Annotated in this window: 15 protein-coding genes; 13 read left to right on the top strand and 2 right to left on the bottom strand. The window is 72.3% G+C overall.

Annotated elements, in window-relative coordinates; all coding sequences use genetic code 11:
* Positions 1-128: 128 nt before the first annotated feature.
* From OG371_RS41060 to OG371_RS41045, 4 genes are read left to right on the top strand one after another with little or no spacing between them, the layout of a single operon-like run.
* A complete protein-coding gene (locus OG371_RS41060) occupies positions 129-953 on the top strand; it encodes an ABC transporter permease (RefSeq protein WP_329062088.1) in 825 nt (274 codons plus the stop codon).
* On the top strand, positions 938-1,669 hold the full coding sequence (locus OG371_RS41055; protein WP_329062086.1) for an ABC transporter ATP-binding protein: 732 nt from the start codon (positions 938-940) through the stop codon (positions 1,667-1,669). Before OG371_RS41060 ends, OG371_RS41055 begins: the two co-directional genes overlap by 16 nt.
* A complete protein-coding gene (locus tag OG371_RS41050) occupies positions 1,656-2,681 on the top strand; it encodes an ABC transporter substrate-binding protein (protein WP_442876039.1) in 1,026 nt (341 codons plus the stop codon). Before OG371_RS41055 ends, OG371_RS41050 begins: the two co-directional genes overlap by 14 nt.
* Positions 2,678-3,835: an LLM class flavin-dependent oxidoreductase gene (locus tag OG371_RS41045; RefSeq protein WP_329062084.1), complete on the top strand. Its 1,158-nt coding sequence runs from the start codon at positions 2,678-2,680 to the stop codon at positions 3,833-3,835. Before OG371_RS41050 ends, OG371_RS41045 begins: the two co-directional genes overlap by 4 nt.
* 165 nt (positions 3,836-4,000) lie before the next feature.
* On the opposite strand, the gene OG371_RS41040 is transcribed toward OG371_RS41045, so the two are convergent.
* Positions 4,001-4,771 (bottom strand): IclR family transcriptional regulator, encoded by a 771-nt coding sequence (locus OG371_RS41040; RefSeq protein ID WP_329062082.1) that lies wholly within the window; start codon positions 4,769-4,771, stop codon positions 4,001-4,003.
* A 39-nt stretch (positions 4,772-4,810) separates the two neighbouring features.
* Here OG371_RS41040 and OG371_RS41035 point away from each other — a divergent pair, with 39 nt between their 5' ends.
* Both OG371_RS41035 and dmpG read left to right on the top strand, forming a co-directional pair.
* Positions 4,811-5,716, top strand: a complete 906-nt coding sequence (locus OG371_RS41035; RefSeq protein WP_329062080.1) for an acetaldehyde dehydrogenase (acetylating) — start codon at positions 4,811-4,813, stop codon at positions 5,714-5,716.
* Positions 5,713-6,771: a 4-hydroxy-2-oxovalerate aldolase gene (gene dmpG, locus OG371_RS41030; protein ID WP_329062079.1), complete on the top strand. Its 1,059-nt coding sequence runs from the start codon at positions 5,713-5,715 to the stop codon at positions 6,769-6,771. The genes OG371_RS41035 and dmpG overlap by 4 nt, the downstream gene beginning before the upstream one ends.
* A gap of 39 nt (positions 6,772-6,810) precedes the next feature.
* Here the strand turns inward: dmpG and OG371_RS41025 are convergent, their stop codons facing one another.
* Positions 6,811-7,416 (bottom strand): TetR/AcrR family transcriptional regulator, encoded by a 606-nt coding sequence (locus OG371_RS41025; RefSeq protein ID WP_329062077.1) that lies wholly within the window; start codon positions 7,414-7,416, stop codon positions 6,811-6,813.
* An 89-nt stretch (positions 7,417-7,505) separates the two neighbouring features.
* Between OG371_RS41025 and OG371_RS41020 the strand changes: the two genes are divergently transcribed.
* The 7 genes from OG371_RS41020 to OG371_RS40990 all read left to right on the top strand — a co-directional run bounded on the left by OG371_RS41020 (position 7,506) and on the right by OG371_RS40990 (position 18,975).
* A complete protein-coding gene (locus tag OG371_RS41020) occupies positions 7,506-8,432 on the top strand; it encodes an oxygenase MpaB family protein (RefSeq protein WP_329062075.1) in 927 nt (308 codons plus the stop codon).
* Positions 8,433-8,443: 11 nt separating this feature from the next.
* Positions 8,444-9,469: an LLM class F420-dependent oxidoreductase gene (locus tag OG371_RS41015; RefSeq protein ID WP_329062073.1), complete on the top strand. Its 1,026-nt coding sequence runs from the start codon at positions 8,444-8,446 to the stop codon at positions 9,467-9,469.
* 183 nt (positions 9,470-9,652) lie between these two features.
* Entirely contained in the window at positions 9,653-10,969 is a 1,317-nt protein-coding gene (locus OG371_RS41010; RefSeq protein WP_329062071.1) for an MFS transporter, read from the top strand.
* Positions 10,966-12,384 carry a pyridoxal phosphate-dependent decarboxylase family protein gene (locus tag OG371_RS41005; protein ID WP_329062069.1) on the top strand — a complete coding sequence of 473 codons (1,419 nt, stop codon included), beginning with the start codon at positions 10,966-10,968 and terminating at the stop codon, positions 12,382-12,384. The genes OG371_RS41010 and OG371_RS41005 overlap by 4 nt, the downstream gene beginning before the upstream one ends.
* A gap of 191 nt (positions 12,385-12,575) precedes the next feature.
* A complete protein-coding gene (locus tag OG371_RS41000) occupies positions 12,576-13,238 on the top strand; it encodes a S1 family peptidase (protein WP_329062067.1) in 663 nt (220 codons plus the stop codon).
* A 312-nt stretch (positions 13,239-13,550) separates the two neighbouring features.
* A complete protein-coding gene (locus OG371_RS40995) occupies positions 13,551-16,250 on the top strand; it encodes a LuxR C-terminal-related transcriptional regulator (RefSeq protein WP_329062065.1) in 2,700 nt (899 codons plus the stop codon).
* Between the two features lie 7 nt (positions 16,251-16,257).
* Entirely contained in the window at positions 16,258-18,975 is a 2,718-nt protein-coding gene (locus tag OG371_RS40990) for a helix-turn-helix transcriptional regulator (protein ID WP_329062063.1), read from the top strand.
* Positions 18,976-19,193 lie beyond the last annotated feature (218 nt).

Genomic DNA, 19,193 nt, shown 5'->3' with positions numbered 1-19,193 from the left:
GGCCATGTTCCCCGTCGCGCTGCTCGTCAGGCGCCTGTTCGTCGATCTGCGGCAGCAGGCGAGCGCGGCCTGTCGCCGTCGCTGAGCGCGAAATCCCTTTCCCCGCACCGAAAACCCGGGAGAAATCCGTGTCGGTCTCCACCACGGGCGTGCTGACGCGCGCCGATCCGGCCGCGTCCGGCGCGCCGCCGCGGCGCGCCCGGCGGCGGCTGCCGTCGCTGCGCCGCTGGATCAGCCCGGTCGCGCTGCTGGTGGCCTGGCAGGTCGCCAGCGCCACCGGCGCGCTGTCGCCGGACAAACTGAGTTCACCGTGGACAGTCCTGCAGAGCGGCATCGAAGTCGCGCGCACCGGCGAATTGGGCGACGCGTTTGTCGTGTCGCTGGGCCGGGTCGGCGCGGGTTTCGCGCTCGGCGCCGCGGTCGGCGTGCTGCTCGGGATCGTCGCCGGGCTGTCCCGCTGGGGCGAGGCGCTGGTCGACCCGCCCGTGCAGATGCTGCGCACGCTGCCGTTCCTCGGGCTGATCCCGTTGTTCATCCTGTGGTTCGGCATCGGCGAGGAGACGAAGATCGTGCTCGTCGCGCTCGGCGTCGCCTTCCCGCTGTACCTCAATGTCCACTCGGGAATCCGCACCGCGGACGAGCGGCTGGTCGAGGCCTCGTGCGCCCTCGGCTTCACCCGGGCCGAACGGCTGTGGCACGTGGTCCTGCCGGGCGCGCTGCCGCAGGCCCTGGTGGGGCTGCGGCAATCCCTCGGCCTCGCGTGGCTCGCGCTGATCGTCGGCGAGACGGTGAACGCGGACGCCGGCATCGGCTACCTGATCAACAACGCGCGTGAATTCCTCCGCACCGACGTGGTGGTGGTCGGCCTCATCGTGTACGCGGTGCTCGGCCTGGTCACCGACGCGCTGGTGCGCCTGCTGGAACGGAGGGCCCTGCGATGGCGAGCCCGCTGACCGCACCGGTGGTCGAGGTCCGGGGCCTGACCAAGAGTTTCGGTGACCGGACCGTCCTGAGTGGACTGAACCTGGAGATCGGCCGCGGCGAGTTCGTGGCGCTGCTGGGCCGCAGCGGCTCCGGCAAGTCCACGCTGCTGCGCGTCCTCGCCGGGCTGGACGGCGAGATCGAGGGTGCCGCCGAGGTGGACGGCACGGTGTCCGTCGCCTTCCAGCAGCCGCGGTTGCTGCCGTGGCGGAAGGTCTGGCGCAACGTCGTGCTCGGGCTGCGCCGCGACGGCCGGTCCCAGGCCCGCAACCGCGCGATCGCCGAACGCGCGATCGCCGAGGTACAGCTGGCCGCCCACGCCGACGACTGGCCGCTGACCCTGTCCGGCGGCGAGGCCCAGCGCCTCTCGCTGGCCCGGGCGCTGGTGCGCGAGCCGGACCTGCTGCTGCTCGACGAGCCGTTCGGCGCACTCGACGCGCTCACCCGGATCGCGATGCACCGGCTCGTCGAAGACCTGTGGCGCAAGCATTCCCCGGCCGTGCTGCTGGTGACCCACGACGTCGACGAGGCGCTGCTGCTCGCCGACCGGATCCTCGTGCTCGACGAGGGCCGGATCGTCGCCGAACACGTCCTCGGCCACGCCCGGCCGCGGACGCTGACCGACCACGCCGGCGTGCGCACGCGCGTGCTGGCCGACCTGGGAGTGACCGAAGGTGCACCTGCGTAACTCGACGGTGGTGGCGACGGCGGCCCTGCTGCTGCTGGGCGGGCTGACCGCCTGCTCGTCCACCACCGCGGCGAGCGGGCCCGCGCCCGTGCCCGCCGCCGTTTCCCCGGCCGACCTGGCGAAGGTGACTTTGCGCGTCGGCGACCAGAAGGGCGGCGTGAAGTCCTTGCTCACGGCCGCGAACCAGCTCGGCGCCGTGCCGTACCGGATCGAATGGTCGACGTTCACCTCCGGGCCGCCGCTGCTGGAGGCGGCCTCGGCCGGCGCGATCGACCTCGGCCGGGTGGGCAACACACCGCCGATCTTCGCGGCCGCGTCGAAGGCGAAGATCTCCGTGGTCAGCGTCGCGAAGAGCAATGTGGAGCGTGAGGCGATCCTGGTCCCGCCGGACTCGCCGCTGCCGAATGTCCAGGCGCTCAAGGGAAAGACCATCGCCGTGGCCAAGGGCAGCTCCGCGCACGGGCAGCTGCTGAACACGCTGAAGAACGCCGGGCTGACGACCAAGGACGTCAAGCTCTCCTTCCTGCAGCCCTCGGAGGCGTACGCGGCGTTCACCCAGCACCAGGTGGACGCGTGGGCGATCTGGGACCCGTACACCGCACAGGCGCAGATCGACGCCCACGCCCGCGTGCTCGCCGACGGCCGCGGCAGCTCCAACGGGCTCGCGTTCGAGACCGCGAGCACCGCGGCGCTGGCCGACCCCGGCAAGAACGCGGCGATCAAGGACTTCGTGACGCGGGTGGTCAAGGCCCAGCTGTGGTCCAACTCCCACCACGACGAGTGGGCCAAGGTCTGGGCCGCCGAGACCGGGATTTCCCTTGCGGTGGCGCAGAAGTCGGTGGACGCCGGGCGTGACGTGCCGACGCCGCTGGACGATTCCGTCGTCGCTTCTGAGCAGCAGCTGGCGGATGCCTTCACCGAAGACAAGACCCTCCCGGGAAAGGTGGACTTCGCCCAGTTCGCCGACCGTCGTTACGGCCCGGAGATCGAAGCCGCGAGGAGCAACGGATGAGCCTGAAACTGCACTGGTTCCTGCCGACCACCGGAGACGGCCGGACGATCGTGGAACGCTTCCACGCCAGCAAGTCCTCGGGTCCGCGGGCGCAGCGCCCGGCCGATCTCGAGTACCTCGGGCAGGTCGCGCGCGCCGCCGAGCAGCAGGGTTTCGAGGGCGTGCTGACGCCGACGGGCACCTGGTGCGAGGACGCGTGGCTGACCACCGCGGCGCTGATCCAGCAGACGCGGAAGCTGAAGTTCCTGGTCGCGTTCCGGCCCGGCGTCATCTCGCCGACGCTGGCCGCGCAGATGGCGGGCACCTTCCAGCGGCTGTCGCAGGGACGGGTGCTGCTGAACATCGTCACCGGCGGCGACGCGGTGGAGCAGCGCCGGTTCGGCGACTGGCACGACCATGACGCCCGGTACGCACGGACGGACGAGTTCCTGACCATCGTCCGCGGCGTGTGGTCGGGCAAGCCGTTCGACTTCGAGGGCGAGCACCTGAAGGTCGAGGGCGCGACCACTTTGGCCGCGCCGGACCCGGTGCCGCCGATCTACTTCGGTGGCTCGTCCCCGGCCGCGCTCCCGGTCGCCGCCCGGCACGCCGACGTCTACCTGACCTGGGGCGAGCCGCCCGCGCAGGTGGCGGAGAAGATCGGCAAGGTACGGGCGCTGGCCGAGGCAGCGGGTCGCACGGTGCGCTTCGGCGTGCGGCTGCACACGATCACGCGTGACACGTCGGCGGAAGCGTGGGCGGAGGCGCAGAAGCTGCTGGACGCGCTGAGCCCCGAGCAGGTGGCGAAGTCGCAGGCGGTGCTGGGCGCCAGCGAATCCGTGGGCCAGCAGCGCATGGTCGCCCTCCACGGCGGCCGAGCCGACGCGGGCGTACGCGGCCTGGAAATCCATCCCGGCCTGTGGGCCGGCATCGGCCTGGTCCGCGGCGGCGCGGGCACGGCGCTGGTCGGCAGCCACGAGGAGGTCGCGGACCTGATCGAGGAGTACCACGCGGCGGGTGTGTCGGAGTTCGTGCTGTCGGGCTATCCGCATCTGGAGGAGGCTTACTGGTTCGGCGAGGGAGTCCGTCCGGAACTCGCGCGCCGTGGGCTGCTGGCTGATGTGCCGTCGGCTGCTCGGGAGGCCAATGTGGAGCGAGCCGCGGCGGCGTTGTGACCGCACCTGGCGTCGGGTGACTCGGGCCTGCTTCCGCCCCAATGTGGCGTTGGTTGCGTTGGACGCACCGAACGCCACATTGGGTGCGTTGAGCGCACCGAACGCCACATTGGGGCGCTTCGAGCTGAGGCGGAGCCGGGCTGGAGCTGACGGAGCAGGGCGCAGTCATGCGTCTTCGCGCAGTGTCCGGGACAGCGCCAGCGCCACAGTCCGGACCGCCGGAGCCACCCGTTCCGTCCGCATCCGCGTCGCCCATCCCGAGATCGACACCGCGGCAACGGCGCGCCCGCCCGGAGCCACCAGCGGGCTGGCCGCACACACCACCCCCACCCCGGATTCCTCCCGCTCGAACGCGATCCCGTCCTCACGAATGCGCGTGAGCTGCCGCCGCAGCAGCCCAGGCGCTGTGATCGTCCGGCTGCTCACCCGCGGCAATCCAGCCTCGATCACTTGCGCCACCACGGATTCCGGCGAGTACGCGAGGATCGCCTTCCCGACGCCAGTGGCGTGCGCGGGGAACCGGCCGCCGATCCGCGAAGGCAGGTCGGGGGCGTCCGGGCCGCGCAGGACGTCGAGGTAGACGACCTCGGTGCCCTCCAGCACGGCGAGGTGGACGGTGTTGCGCGTCGCCTCGCGGAGGTCGGCCAGGTAGGGGCGGGCGGCGTCGACCAGGCCGCGGCGGCGGACGGCGAGCTGGCCGATTTCGAACAGGCGCAGGCCCAGCCGGAGCGACGTCCCCTCGCGTTCCAGCAGACCGGCGTCAGCTAGGTGGCCGGCCAGGCGGTGCACGGTCGTCTTGGCCAGGCCGGTCCGGCGCGCCAGCTCGGACACCCCGAGGGTGTTGTCGCCGGGCCGGAACGCGCCCAGCACGGTCGCGATCCGGGCCGCGACGAGGCCGACACCCCGCTCGCCGTCGTTCCGCCCAGTGGTACGCACAGGTTGAGTGTGCCCTATCCGGGCGAGGACTGTCGGGGCATGGCAGAACGGAAGGTCACGGCCGCGATCGTCGGCCCGGGCAACATCGGCACCGACCTGCTGGCGAAGCTGCGGCGAAGCGAGCGGGTCGAAGTGCGGTACATGGTGGGCGTCGACCCGGCGTCCGACGGTCTGGCGCGGGCGGCGAAGCTCGGGCTCGAGACGTCGGCCGAAGGGGTGGACTGGCTGCTGGCGCGCGCGGAGCCGCCGGAGATCGTCTTCGAGGCGACTTCGGCCAAGGCGCACCTGGCGAACGCGCCGCGCTACGCGGAGGCGGGCATCCGCGCGGTCGACCTGACCCCGGCGGCGATCGGGCCGTTCACCTGCCCCGCGGTGAACCCGCCGGAGCGGCTGGACTTGCCCAACGTCAACCTGATCACCTGCGGCGGCCAGGCCACGATCCCGATGGTGGCCGCGATTTCGCGGGTCACCGCGGTGCCGTACGCGGAGATCGTCGCCTCGGTGTCGTCCCGCTCGGCCGGGCCGGGCACGCGCGCCAACATCGACGAGTTCACCGAGACCACCGCGCTCGGGCTGGAGCGCGTCGGCGGTGCGGCGAAGGGCAAGGCGATCATCATCATCAACCCGATGGACCCGCCGATGATCATGCGGGACACGGTGTTCTGCGCGGTCGACCCGGACGTGGACTTCGCCGCGGTGACCGAGTCGATCCACCGGATGGCCGACGAAGTACGCCGGTACGTGCCGGGTTACGCGCTCAAGGCCGACCCGCAGTTCGACCCGCCGCGGCCGGAGTGGCGGGGACAGGCACGCGTCGGCGTGTTCCTGGAAGTCGCGGGTAACGGCGACTATTTGCCGACGTACGCGGGAAACCTCGACATCATGACGGCCGCGGCGGCCCGCGTCGGCGACCTCTTCGCGGCGGAAATGGTGGCTGCGGCATGACCACCGCCGACGTTCTTTTTCCCGCGGAGGCGGCATCGGGCGCTCCGGACGTAAGGCTCGTCGACACCACGCTGCGCGACGGCAGTCACGCGATGGCCCACCAGTTCACCGAGGTGCAAGTACGCGAAACCGTGCGCGCCCTCGACGCCGCCGGGATCTCGCTGATCGAGGTGACCCACGGCGACGGCCTCGGTGGCTCGACCTTCAACTACGGCTTCTCGCTCACCGACGAGCGTGAGCTGATCGCGGCCGCGGTCGACGAGGCGAAGCGGGCGAAGATCGCCGTCCTGCTGCTGCCGGGGCTGGGCACCGTCACGGATCTGCGCGCGGCCGCGGACCTCGGCGCCGGCGCGGTGCGGATCGCCACGCACTGCACCGAGGCGGACGTTTCGATCCAGCACTTCGGCGCCGCGCGCGACCTCGGGCTGGAGACGGTCGGCTTCCTGATGCTGGCGCACATGTCCACGCCCGAGGATTTGGCCAAGCAGGGCCGGATCATGGTCGACGCCGGCTGCCAGTGCGTGTACGTGGTCGATTCCGCGGGAGCGCTGATCCTGGAGCAGGCGTCCGACCGGGTCGCGGCGCTCGTCGCGGAATTCGGCGGCGACGCGCAGGTCGGCTACCACGGGCACCAGAACCTGAGCTTCGGCGTGGCCAACTCCGTGCTCGCCCAGCGCGCGGGCGCGAAGCAGATCGACGGCTCTCTGGCGGCACTCGGCGCGGGCGCGGGCAACTCGCCGACGGAGGTGCTCGCGGCGACCTTCGAACGGCTCGGCGTGCGCACCGGCGTCGACAAGGACGCGCTGATGGACGCGGCCGAGAACGTGGTGAAGAAGTACCTCACCCGGCTGCCGGTGATGGACCGGTCGTCGATCGTGCAGGGCTTCGCCGGCGTCTACTCGAGCTTCCTGCTGCACGCCGAGCGCGCGGCCGAGCGCTACGGCGTGCCGGCGCACGAGATCCTCTACCGCGTCGGCGCCGAGCGGTACGTCGGCGGTCAGGAGGACATGATCATCGACATCGCGCTGCGGCTGCGAAAGGAAAAGGACTCGTGAGTGTTCATGACGGTTAGAACCGTCATAGACACTCACGAGTCAGGGGTGGCCGTGATCGAATTCGTCCGCTTCGAGCACCAGCCGGACGCAGTGCGCCACCAGGCGCTCGCGGCCGACGTGCAGGGTGCCGTCGAGGTGGGCGATGAAGATGTTGGTCAGCGCACCGACGAGGCCGATCGCCACCAGCCGGCGGCCGGTCTCGTCGCCGCGGGTGAGCTGTTCGCCGACCAGCGCGGCGAACACCGGCATCAGGTGCAGCCCGCGGCGGGTCAGCGCCGGGTCGGTCAGCGGCGCGAGCAGCAGTACGCGGCCCAGTCGCGGGTCGTCGAGGACCAGTTCGACGAACGCGGTGACGGCGCGCTCGGCCCGCTGCCGGCCGTCGGGCGCGTCCTGGACCGCGGCGACGAGCGCTTCGCGGGCCTTTTCCCCGACGTGCTCGTAGACGGCCGCGACCAGTTCCTCGCGGTCGGCGAAGCTCTCGTAGAAGTACCGCTCGGTGAGCTTCGCCTGCCGGCAGACGGCGCGGACGCTCACCGCCGCGCTGCCCTCGGTACCGAGCAGGTCGAGCCCCGCGGCGACCAGCTGCTCCCGCCGCGCCGCGCGGCGATCGTCCAGCGTCGTGCCCGCCCACGTCCGGCCTGGCATGCGCACTCCTGTAGTTGACTACGTCCGTTGTCACATCCTAACCTGACAACAGCCGTGGTCAGTTGTCCGACGGGGCGAAGGAGCCGCCGATGAGCCAGGACGAACCGGAGCCGCTGGGCCCGGACTCGCTGACGTGGCGCTATTTCGGCGACTGGCGCGGCCTGCTGATCGGGCTGTGGGCCGGCTCGATGCAGAACATGCACCCGGGCCTGGGTGCCGGCGTCGAGCAGCACTCGCGGTTCTTCGAGGAACGCTGGCAGCGGCTGTTCCGCTCGCTCTACCCGATCGGCGGCGTGGTCTACGACGGCCCGCTCGCGCACCGCACCGCGCTGGAAGTGCGGGGCTACCACGACCGGATCAAGGGCGTCGACGCGAAGGGCCGCCGCTACCACGCGCTCGACCCGGACACCTTCTACTGGGCGCACTCCACGTTTTTCGTCAGCACCATCCTGATCGCCGACCACTTCATGGGCGGCATCGGCGAAGAGGAGAAGCGCCGGCTGTTCGACGAGCACGTCCGCTGGTGGCGGATGTACGACATGACCATGCGCCCGGTCCCGGAGTCCTGGGAGGACTTCCAGCGGTACTGGAAGCACATGTGCGCCGAGGTGCTGGAAGACAACAAGGCCACCCGAGACGTGCTGGACTTGCGTGGCCTCGCCAAGCCGCCGTTCCTGCCGTGGCTGCCGGACGCGCTGTGGAAGCCGCTTTCGGTGCTGATCGCGCGGAACTTCGTCTGGCTCACCGTCGGGCTGTACGACCCGGAGGTGCGCGAACTGCTCGGCTTCCGCTGGTCGGCCCGCGACGCCCGGCGCCACCGCCGCGCCGGGCAGCTGGTCAACGCGGTGTTCAAGCTCGTCCCGCGCGAGCGCCGTTACCACCCGCGGGCCCGGGCCGGCTGGCGCCGGGAGCGCGGGGAGCTGGCCGCGGACGCGCCGTTGGTCGAGACTCCACGAAGGAACCTGCCGCCGCTCGCTGAGCGGGGGAAGCCGGAGCACTATTCGCCGAACGTCTGAGAGGACCGCGCATGAAGCTGGGCTACCACCTCGGGTACTGGGGCAGCGGGCCGACCCCGGGAGCGCTGGAGGCCGTGCTCGAAGCCGAGCGGCTGGGTTTCGACTCGGTCTGGTCGGCCGAGGCGTACGGCTCCGACGCGTTCACTCCGCTCGCCTGGATCGGCGCGTCCACGAGCACGGTGAAGCTCGGCACCAACATCGTGCAGATGTCCGCGCGCACCCCGACCGCCACGGCGATGAGCGCGCTGACGCTGGACCACCTGTCCGGCGGCCGGTTCGTGCTCGGGCTGGGCGCTTCCGGCCCGCAGGTGGTGGAGGGCTGGTACGGGCAGCCGTACCCGAAGCCGCTGGCGCGCACGCGTGAGTACGTGGAGATCGTGCGGAAGGTGCTGGCGCGCGAGGAGCCGGTGACGATCGACGGGCAGTTCTACCAATTGCCGTTGCGGGGCGGCGCGGGGCTGGGCAAGGCGCTCAAGCCCACCGTGCACCCGCTGCGCAAGGACCTGCCGATCCACCTGGCCGCGGAAGGGCCGAAGAACGTCGCGCTGGCGGCCGAGATCTGCGACGGCTGGCTGCCGTTGTTCTTCTCGCCCAAGGCAGACGCGTTCTACCGCGCCGCGCTCGCCGAAGGTTTCGCGCGCCCGGGCGCCCGGCGGACGTTCGACGACTTCGAGGTGTCGGCCTCGCTCCCGGTGATCGTGCACGACGACGTCGAGGAGGCGGCGAGCTGGATCAAGCCGGCGCTCGCGCTCTACATCGGCGGCATGGGCGCGAAGGGCGTGAATTTCCACCACGACGTGTTCGCCCGGCTCGGCTACGCGGACGTCTCGGACAAGGTGCAGGAGCTGTACCTGGCCGGGCGCAAGGCCGAGGCCGTCGCCGCGATCCCGACCTCGCTGGTCGAGGACACCTCGCTGATCGGGCCGGCCGCGAAGATCCGCGAGGAGCTGGCCGCGTGGGAGGAGACCGTGGTGACCACGCTGCTGCTGCGCGGTGACTCCGGCTCGCTGGCGAAGGTGGCCGACGCGCTGTCCTGACCGGCGAAGACCGGCGGCGGGCGGGCGGCGGCGACTCCGGGGCGGTGCGGCGGCGGACGGTGCGGGGTCGGCCCGGTACGCGCCGTGCATTACGACGGTGGCACGATTCGTCCCGACCACTACCGGGGACCGGCGAAGATCGACTAGTCATGGCGTTCGTCGGACCGCCATCGAGGAGGACCCTTGGCGTCGCTGCCCCGCCGGACGAGATTCCGCTACTCGCTCGGCTCGTTCGTCACCGGCGCCTTCGGCACGGTGCCCGGACTGCTCCTCCTGCCGTACCTGACCGACACCATGGCCGTGCCCGCCGCGGTGGCCGGCGTGATCGTGTTCGTGCCCAAGGCCTGGGACGTGCTGTTCAACCCGGTGGCCGGACGGCTGTCGGACGCGGACCTGGTGAAGACCGGCAGCCGGCGGCGGTTCCTGCTGCGCGGCGGCATCGGCGTGGCGATCCTGTTCGCCGCGCTGTTCGCCCACCCCGGCTTCGGCAGACCGGGCCCGGACGCGACGTACGTGGTGGTCGTGTTCTTCCTGTGCGCCACCGCGTACGCGTTCTTCCAGGTGCCGTTCAACGCGCTGCCCGCGGAGCTGACCGAATCGGCCGAGGAGCGCACGAAGCTCACCAGCGTGCGGATCGGCGTGCTCGCCGTCGCCATCCTCGTCTCGGGCGGCGCGGCGCCGGCCATCACCGACGTGCTCGCCGGGGTCGCGGGCTACCGCGTGATGGGCATCGTGATGGCGGTGATCATCCTGGCCGCCACGATCGGCGTCTACACCGGCCTGAAGGGGGCGCCGGTCGGCTCGCTGCGGCCGAACGCGCTCAGCTTCAAGCAGCAGCTGCGCACCATCGCGCAGTGGCGGCCGTTCAAGTGGCTGATGGGCACCTACTTCATCCAGGCGCTCGGCGTCGGCACGGTGCTGGCGGCGATCCCGTATTTCGCGCAGCACGTGCTCGGCGACCCGGGCTACCGCACCGCGCTGTTCGTCGGGTTCGTCGGCCCGGCGCTGGTGACCATGCCGCTGTGGCCGCGGCTGGGCCGCCGCTACGGCAAGCTCAACGGCTTCCGGATCGCCACCGGGGTGTTCACCGTGGGGCTGCTCGGGATCATCCTCGCCCAGGTGGCGCCGTTCGCCGTCACCATGGTCTTCGTCGCGCTCGCCGGAGTGGGCTACGCCGGGATCTCGGTGTTCCCGCTGGCGATCCTGCCGGACCTGATCACCGCCGAGGAGGAGCGCACGGGGGAGACCCGCGCGGGCATCACGGCCGGGGTGTGGACCGCGTCGGAGACGCTCGGGCTGGCGCTGGGCCCCGGGCTGTTCGGGATCGTGCTGCAGCTGGGCAATTACGTGTCCAGCACCGATGCCACGGCCGCGCAGCCGGGCTCGGCGGTTACCGCGATCCTGCTCGGGTCGTCGGTGCTGCCGGCCGTGCTGGTCGCGCTCGCCGGCCCGCTGCTGCGCCGCAAGGTGCTGGAGCCGAAGCCGGCCGCGCAGCCGTGACCGACGTGCTGGCGCAGCTGCGGGAGCTGCGCGCCGGCGACCTCCCGACCCACGGCGGGCACACGCTCGCGTACGTCTACGACAGCGGTCTGTCCGAAGTGGACGAGATTGCCGCGGCGGCGTACGCGCTGGCCTCTTCGGCGAACGGGCTGGACCCGACCGCGTTCCCGAGCCTGCTGCGGATGGAGAACGACCTGGTCGCCACCGCGGCCGGGCTGCTCGGCGGCGACGCGGAGACGGTCGGCACGGTGACCTCCGGCGGCACCGAGTCCTGCCTGCTGGCGGTCCTCGCCGCGCGCGACGCCCGGCCGGGCCTCGCGGCGCCGAATATGGTCCTGCCGGAGACCGCGCACGCGGCGTTCCACAAGGCGGCCCACCTGTTCGGCGTGCGCAAGGTCGTGGTGCCGGTGGACCCGGTCACGTTCCGCGCGGACCCCGCGGCGATGGCGGCGGCGATCGACGAGTCCACTGTGCTCGTTGTGGCCAGCGCGCCGTCCTATGCGCACGGGGTGGTCGACCCGGTCCCGGAGATCGCGGCCGCGGCCGCCGCGCGCGGGGTCCGGATGCACGTGGACGGCTGCATCGGCGCGTGGGTGCTGCCGTACCTCGCGCGGCTCGGCGCCGACGTGCCGCCATTCGATTTCAGCGTGCCCGGCGTGACCAGCCTCTCGGTGGACCTGCACAAGTACGCGTATTGCGCGAAGGGCGTTTCCGTGCTGCTGCACGCGAACGCCGGGCTGCGGCGGACGCACTACTTCGCCAGCGCGGACTGGCCGGGCTACACGATGCTGAACCCGACGCTGCAGAGCACCCGCTCCGGCGGCCCGCTCGCCGCGGCGTGGGCGGTGGTCCGCCACCTCGGCGACGAGGGCTACCTGCGCCTGGCCGAGGTGACGCGGGAGGCCGTCGCGCGGATCCGCGAGGGCGTCGCCGGGATCGACGGCCTGCGCATCCTCGGCGACCCGGACTCGACCCTGATCGCCTTCACCGCCGCCGGCGCGGAGTTCGACCTGTTCACCGTCGCCGACGAGATGAAGGCGCGGGGCTGGTACGTGCAGCCCCAGTTCGCGCACGGGTCCTCACCGCTGAACCTGCACCTGACCGTGACCGCCGCGAACCACGGCAGCGAGACGGAGTTCCTGGCGGACCTGACCGCCTCGGTGCTCGCGGCCAAGGCGGCCGGACCGGTGCCGGTCGACCCGGACGTGGCCGCGTTTGTCGCCGCCCTCGACCCGGAAACCCTTACCCCGGAACAGTTCGGCGGCCTGCTCGCCGCGGCGGGCCTGACCGGCGGCGACCGCCTGCCCGACCGGATGGCCCCGATCAACGCCCTGCTGGCCACCGCCGCCGAACCCCTGCGTGAGCGGCTGCTGCTGGAGTTCCTGGGCGCGCTGTACACGCCGGGCCCGCGTTAGTTCTCCTTGTCAGACAGCGCTTTCCCGGATAGCCGGCGGTCGATTTCGGTATTGCCGTCTGTGACGCGGTAATGGCCCCGATCCGGGGTGACCGCGTCACTCGTCCGACTGATAACCATTGTGCCGCCGCGCGGCCACCGCTGGACTGGTCGGAAGTGCCGGGTCCGAAGTCCGAGCGGGAGGAAATGTCGATGTTCAGCCATTCAGGTCGCAGGCTGTCCGGGGTGCTGCTTTCCTTGGCCACGGCCACCTTGCTGGCCTCTCCGGTCGCCTCGGCGGCCGGCGCGAACCAGCAGTCCACTGTGCACGGTGGCGACGCGATGTACACCGTCTCGCCCGGGCCCGGACGCGAGCCGTACTACTGCTCGGCGGGATTCGCGATCGTCGTCAAGGGCGTCCGGTACATCCTGACGGCCGGGCATTGCACCGAGCACGGGCTCGACTGGAAGGACATCGGCGCAAACCTGGACACCCACTTCCCGGGGACCGACTACGGCCGCATCAGGGACGCCGGCGGCTCCGGGCCCAGCAGCGTCGACCTCTACGACGGCCGGACCCAGCGGATCCTGCGCGCGGGCATTCCGCGGGTGGGGCAGGCGGTCTGCCGCAGCGGCATGACCACGAAGAAGAAGTGCGGCAAGGTGCTCGGCCTGGGCCAGACCGTGGACTACGGCGCCGGCAAGCAGGTGGTCGGCACGATCGCTACCGACATCCCCGTCTCGAGCGGGGACAGCGGCGGCCCGTTGTTCGCCGGCGGCATCGGCTACGGCGTCCTGTCCGGCGGGAACAGCCAGGTCAGCTTCTACCAGCCGCTGCCGCCCGTGCTCGCCGCGTACGGCGCCAGCCTGGCCTGAGGTCCACAGTCTCGCCGTCCCACGTCCGTCCACAATGGCCGCGCCGTACTCGATTTTGCCGATAGCTAACCTCCGGGCGGTAGCTCGGCAACTCGGGCCGTGGCATCGCCGGATGGCCCTGTTCTCAACCAGCGGTGAATATCCTCTGAAGACGGGGACAAAAGCGCACATAAACGGCTCGAATTCCGGTGGTCAGCCGCCTGGCCGGGACAATGCCCGTGAGTGCAGGATCATTGCCTCTTGGCGCCGGGTTTGTTTTAGTGTGCACTTTTTACTGATATACCAAGGGCGCTGATAGGACGGAGGGCCGTCATGTCGCGTCACACGGAAGCCGGTCCGGGCCTGATCGGGCGCTCGGGAGAACTGGCCGTGCTGGCCGCCTCGGTCGATGGCGCGCGGGCGGGGTCCGCCCGGCTGGTCATCGTGCGCGGGCCTTCGGGGATCGGGAAAACCGCCCTGCTGGATCGAATCAGCGACGGCGGCACGGTCCTGCGGGCCTCCGGGGACCCGGCCCCGTACGCGACGGTCCGGAAGCTGCTGGGGCTCGATCCCGAGTATCCGCTTCCCGACGACGAATACCTCGCGCTGCAAGCGCTTCACCGTCTCGCGCTTGCCCGCATCGGCGTGGCGCCACTCGTGCTGGTGCTCGACAACGCCGATTCCTGCGACGACAAGTCGTTGCGCTGGTTCGAGTTCCTCCTGCGCCGGGGCGCGGACCTGCCGCTGCTGGTGGTGCTGGCCGAGTGCTCGGACGGCCCGGTCCCGTACGACCGCCGGCTGGCCGGGGTGGCCGCCGCGGGCCGCGCGAAGGTGATCGAGCCGGGACCGTTCGGCCACGATGACGTCGCCGACGTCATCCGGCGGCAGCTGCGCCGCTCGCCGGCCCCGGACTTCACCCTGGCCTGCGCCAAGGCATCCGAAGGCAACCCGCGGTTTCTCCTCCGTTTGCTCGCCGCGGTCCGGGAAGAAGGCGTGCGGCCGGACAAGGCGGGCGCGGCCCGCGTCGCCGAACTCGGCGCCGGCCTGGTGCGGGTGGCGGTGCGGGAGCGGCTGGTGCATTGGTCCGAACCGCTGCGACAGGTCGCCCGGGCCGCCGCCGTGTTGCAGGCTTTCGACGCCGAGCTGGTGTCGAGCCTTTCGGGCCTGCCGATCCCGGCGGTCGTCGCGGCTTTCTCCCTCCTCAAGGGACACGCCATTCCCGGCGCGGGTGACGACGAGTGCCAGCTCGACATCCTTTCGACAGTGCTCGACGAACTCGGTGAGGCCGAACGCAGCGAGCTGAGGCGGCGGGCCGCACGCATCCTCAACGACGCGGGGGAGCCGGCCGAGCGCGTCGCCGAGCAGCTGCTCGCGCTGGATTCGCTCGACGAGCCGTGGATGCGCGGCCTGCTGGCCAGGGCCGGCCGCGCCACGGGGAATCGCTTCGCGCTGCGTTGCCTGGCCCGGCTGGTCGAGACCGACCCCGGGGACGTGGGCGCGCGCGTCGAGCTCGCGCAGGCGCTGGTCGAAGTGGACCCGTGGCGGGCGGCGCCGTTGCTGGAGGAAGCCCTTCCCCAGGTGAGCGAGCCCCACGCACGGGCGGTGGTCGCCGAGCTGCTCGGCGCGATTTCCCTGACGGTGCGCGGGGTTTGGGCGCCGACGGTCGTGCTGTCGGAGGCGCTGGCCGCGCTCGGCACCGGCGGTGGCGGAGCCGAGACGGCGGACGAGTTCGAAGCGCGGGTCCGGCTGGAAGCCCTGGTGCGGCTGCGGGGGACCGCCGCGTCCGCCGTGCTCCGGGAACCGCAGGCGCGGCCCGGTGACACCCCTGCCGAACGTCAGGCCTTGGTGGCGCAGGCCCTGATCACCACCATGCGCGGCACTTCCGCGACCATCGCGGCCGACTTCGCGCGTCGCGCGCTGAGCGGCCCGCAGCCGAAAACCGGCTGGACGGCCTCGGGCGCGGCGACGGTGCTGTTCCTCGCCGACGAATTCGACGAGGCGATCACCGGGGTGGGCAAGGCACTGCTCGGCGGCGAGCGGCGCGACGCCCCGTGGACCGACCTGCTGGCGCTGAGCACGAGGGCGTGGATCCTGGCCGGCGCGGGGGAGATCACCGACGCCGCGATCGACATCGCCGACGCCGCCGAGATCGTCGAGCGGGAGCCGTGGGGCCCGAAGACGACGCTGCACCTGGCGACGCACGCGCTGGTGCTGTCCAATCTGGGCGACATAGACCGGGCCGAGGCGGTGCTCGACCAGGCAGCGACGGCGGCCGGCGACGGGCTTTCCCCGGACGATCACTACTTCCTGCTGGCGAAGTCGGCGATGGCCTGGCACCACCAGGACTTCGACTCGGCACTGGCCCACGCCCTGCGCTGCGGCGAGCTCCTGGACGAGGCCAAGATCAGCAATCCGGTCTACGCCCCGTGGTGGCTGCACGCGGCCAGCCTGCTGGCGCGGCTGGGCCGGTCCGGCGAGGCCGCCGGGCTGGTCGAACGCGGTGAGGAGATGGCCGCGGCCTGGGGCACCGGCCGGGCGAAGGGGCTCGCGCTGATGGCCAAGGGCACGATCACCCGCGGCCCGCGGGCGTTGGACGCGCTCACCGAGGCCGCCGAGGTGCTGGCCGGCACCCCGGCGAAATCCGACCACGCGCGGGCCGAAGCCCTCCTCGGCATGGCGCTGCTGCGGGCCGACGACGCGGTGGCGGCGCGCGAGCACCTGCGCCGTTCGGTCGACCTTTCGGTCCGCCACGGCGGCTGGGCGTCGGCGACCACCGCGCGGGCCCTGCTGGTCAGCGCCGGCGGCCGGATGTCGCGGGTCACCGACCGGGTCGACCTGCTGACCGGACGGGAGCAGAAGGTGGCCGGGATCGCCGCGCGCGGGGCGAGCAACTCCGAGATCGCCGACACGCTTTCGGTCACCCTGCGCACCGTGGAGGTCCACCTGACCAGCGTCTACCGCAAGCTCGGCGTGGTGAACCGCGCCGACCTGGCACCGTTGTTCGGCGCCGCCACCGCGTCGGCGGAAGGCTGAGGCGGCCGTGCTCGAACGGGAATCCGAACTGGCGGTGCTGAACCGCGTGGTCGGCGACGCCGCGGCGGGCACCGGCGCAGTGGTCCTGGTCAGCGGGCCGCGGGGCTCGGGGCGGACCGCACTGCTGGACGCGCTGGCCGGGATGGCCGGGGACGCGCCGGGAGCCCGGGTGCGGCGGGCCGTGGGCGCCGAGCCGGAGCACGGCTTCCCGTTCGGCATCGTGCGCCAGCTGTTCGGGGATCCGGGTCCGTCCGGGGAGATCTCGCTGGGCCCGCTGCTGGACGAGCTCGAGGGCGACCGCACCACGCTGCTGCTGATCGACGACCTGTGCTGGATCGACGCCGAGTCCGCCGACCTGCTCAGCCGGCTGGCGCAGCGCCTGGACGGGCTGCGGGTGGTCATCGCCGGCGCGGTCGGGGACAACGGGCACGCCTCGAGCCAGGCGCTGCGACGCGGACTGGCGGCCGCGACCTGTGAGGTCCGGGCGGCGAACCTCTCGGCAGCCGGCACCGCGCAGTTCATCACCGGCTGGCTCGGCGAACCCTGCGACGAGGGGTTCGCGTCCGCGTGCCAGGCGATGACCACGGGAAACCCGGAGCTGCTGACCGTGCTGATGGGCGGTTTCGCCGCGGCCGGGGTCCGGCCGACCGCGGCCGGCGCCGATCAGGTGCTGCCGATGGCCGAGGAACTGCTGCTGGCACCGCGCCTGGCCCGGCTCGAAGACGCCAGGGATTCGGTGCGCGAACTGGCCGGCGCGATGGTGGTGCTCGGCGTCCGGGCCGAGCCGGACCTGCTCGGCACGCTCACCGGGCTGGACCCGGTCGAGGTCTCGGAGACCTTGCTGACCCTGGAAAGCCTCAGTCTGGTGGTGGACGGGAAGCCGCCGCGGTTCGTCTGCTCCCGCATCGCCGAAGCCGTTGCCGGCTCGCTGTCCGTCGAGCGGCACGACCGGCTGCACCGCGCGGCGGCCCGCGCCCTGCACGCCGCCGGGGCGTCGGCCGAGGTGGCGGCCGGGCACGTACGCGCGATCGCCGGGGAGCTGGACCGCTGGGAGGCCGACGTCCTGCGCCAGGGCGCGGCGATCAGCCTGCGGCGCGGCAGCCCGGAGGACTCCGTGCGGTACCTGCGCCGCGCGCTGCTGCACGTTCCCGGTGCCGGGTCCGAGCGGGCCCGGCTGCTGGCCGGGCTGGCGGTCGCCGAGCGGGGAGTGGACCCGGCGTCGTCGATTCGCCATGTGTGCCAGGCGATGCCGGAACTGGACACCCTCGGCGAGCGCGCGGCCGCGGCGGTGCTGATCTCGCCGGCCACGATCCGGTACGACCCGGCGGCCGCGCGGATCGCGTCCGGGGTCGCCGCCGAACTCGGCGATCCGGCCCGCGCGGCCGGCCCGACCCGGGAGACCGCGGTGCGGCTGGACGCGCGCCTGCGCCACGCCCGGCTGGAGAACCCGCGCGAGGTCTCCGTCACGACCGGGCTGCTGCTGGAGCAGGGCCGGGAGCTGCCGCTGTCGACGGGCGCGGACCGCGAACTGGGCGTGGTGCTGCTGCGGGCCGGCACGGTTTCGGCGGCGTTGCCCGCGGCCGAAGTGTCCTGGCTGGCACACCGGATCCTGGAGCGCGAACCGGCGTCGGCCACGCATGTCCACTCGGCGCTGACGTCGCTGGTGGAGATCCTGGTCGCGGCGGATTCCACAGAGGACATCGCGGGCTGGCTCGACCTCGCGCTGACCCAGGCCATGCGTCAGCAGGCGGTCGCGGCCGAGTCGCTGATCCAGGCGGAGCGGGCGCTGGTGTTCCTGGCCACCGGGCAGCCCGCCCGGGCCCAGGCGAGCGCGGCCTGCGCGGCGGAGCTGGCCGACCTCGACTGGCCGGAGACCGCCGTGGCGTCGCTGACCGCGCAGGCGTCCGTCGCCATCCTGACCGCGGACACGGCGCTGGGGGAGCAGGTCCTCGCGGCGTGGCAGTACGACCGGACTGACCCGCGCGCCAGTGCCGTTTTCCGGCTGCTGCGGGGTTTCCTGGCTTCCGCGGCCGGCGATCTGGAAGCCGCTCTGGACCACTTCGCCGGCTGTGGCCGCCAGCTCGCGCGGGCAGGCTGGCGCAACCCGGCGCTGTACGACTGGCGCGCCGGCGCGGCGATCCTCCACCACCGCCTGGGCCGCGAAGCCGACGCATTGGCGCTGGCCGAGGAACACCACGCCCTCGCCGAATCCTGGGGCGCCCCGGCGACGGTCGGCCGCGGGCTCCGGGTGCGCGGAATGGTCACCGCCGGCGCCCGTGGGGTGGTCCTGCTCCGCGAGTCGGTCGAGGTCCTGGGCCGATCGGCGGACCGGCTGGAGCTGGCCAAGGCTCAGCTGACGTTGGGTCGTCGGCTGGTCGAGACCGGGGGACCGGACGGGCCGAAACACCTTTGGCAAGGCCAGGAACTGGCCAAAGCCTGTGGGGCAGGCTGGCTGATCAAGGAGGTGGCCCCGCCTGCAACTGCCGCGGCGCCGGGATTGGCGGCCGGGGGCCGGGCGGCGTTGACGCCCGCCGAGAACATCGTGGCCGGGATGGTGCTGCGGAACCTGACGAACTCGGAGATCGCGGAGAAGCTCGGTGTGTCCCGCCGGGCGGTGGAGAAGCACCTGACGAACTCCTACCGCAAGCTCGGTGTGGACGGTCGGGCTGGGCTGGTCGCGTCACTCGGCTCCGCCCACGACGGTCCGGCGGCTTCGGGAAACTGAGCGCGCGGGTCAGGCCGTGATGACGGCGGGCCGGGATGTGCTGCGCAACCTGACCAGCTAGAGCGTGTCCGGCAAAGGTTGCGGGTCGCTGTGCGGCGGGCTGGCTCGGTGGAGCGGATGACGCTTTCCCTGCACTGAGTGCAGGGAAAGCGTCATCCGCTACCGGCGGCAGCCGCGAGACCGGCTTTCTCAGACACGCGCTAGGCGATCGCGGAGAA

Source organism: Amycolatopsis sp. NBC_01480 (assembly GCF_036227205.1).
In the GTDB taxonomy this organism is placed as follows: Bacteria; Actinomycetota; Actinomycetes; order Mycobacteriales; family Pseudonocardiaceae; genus Amycolatopsis.
The sequence above is the reverse complement of the archived record's forward strand: the minus strand, read 5'-3'. Positions and strand labels throughout refer to the sequence as shown.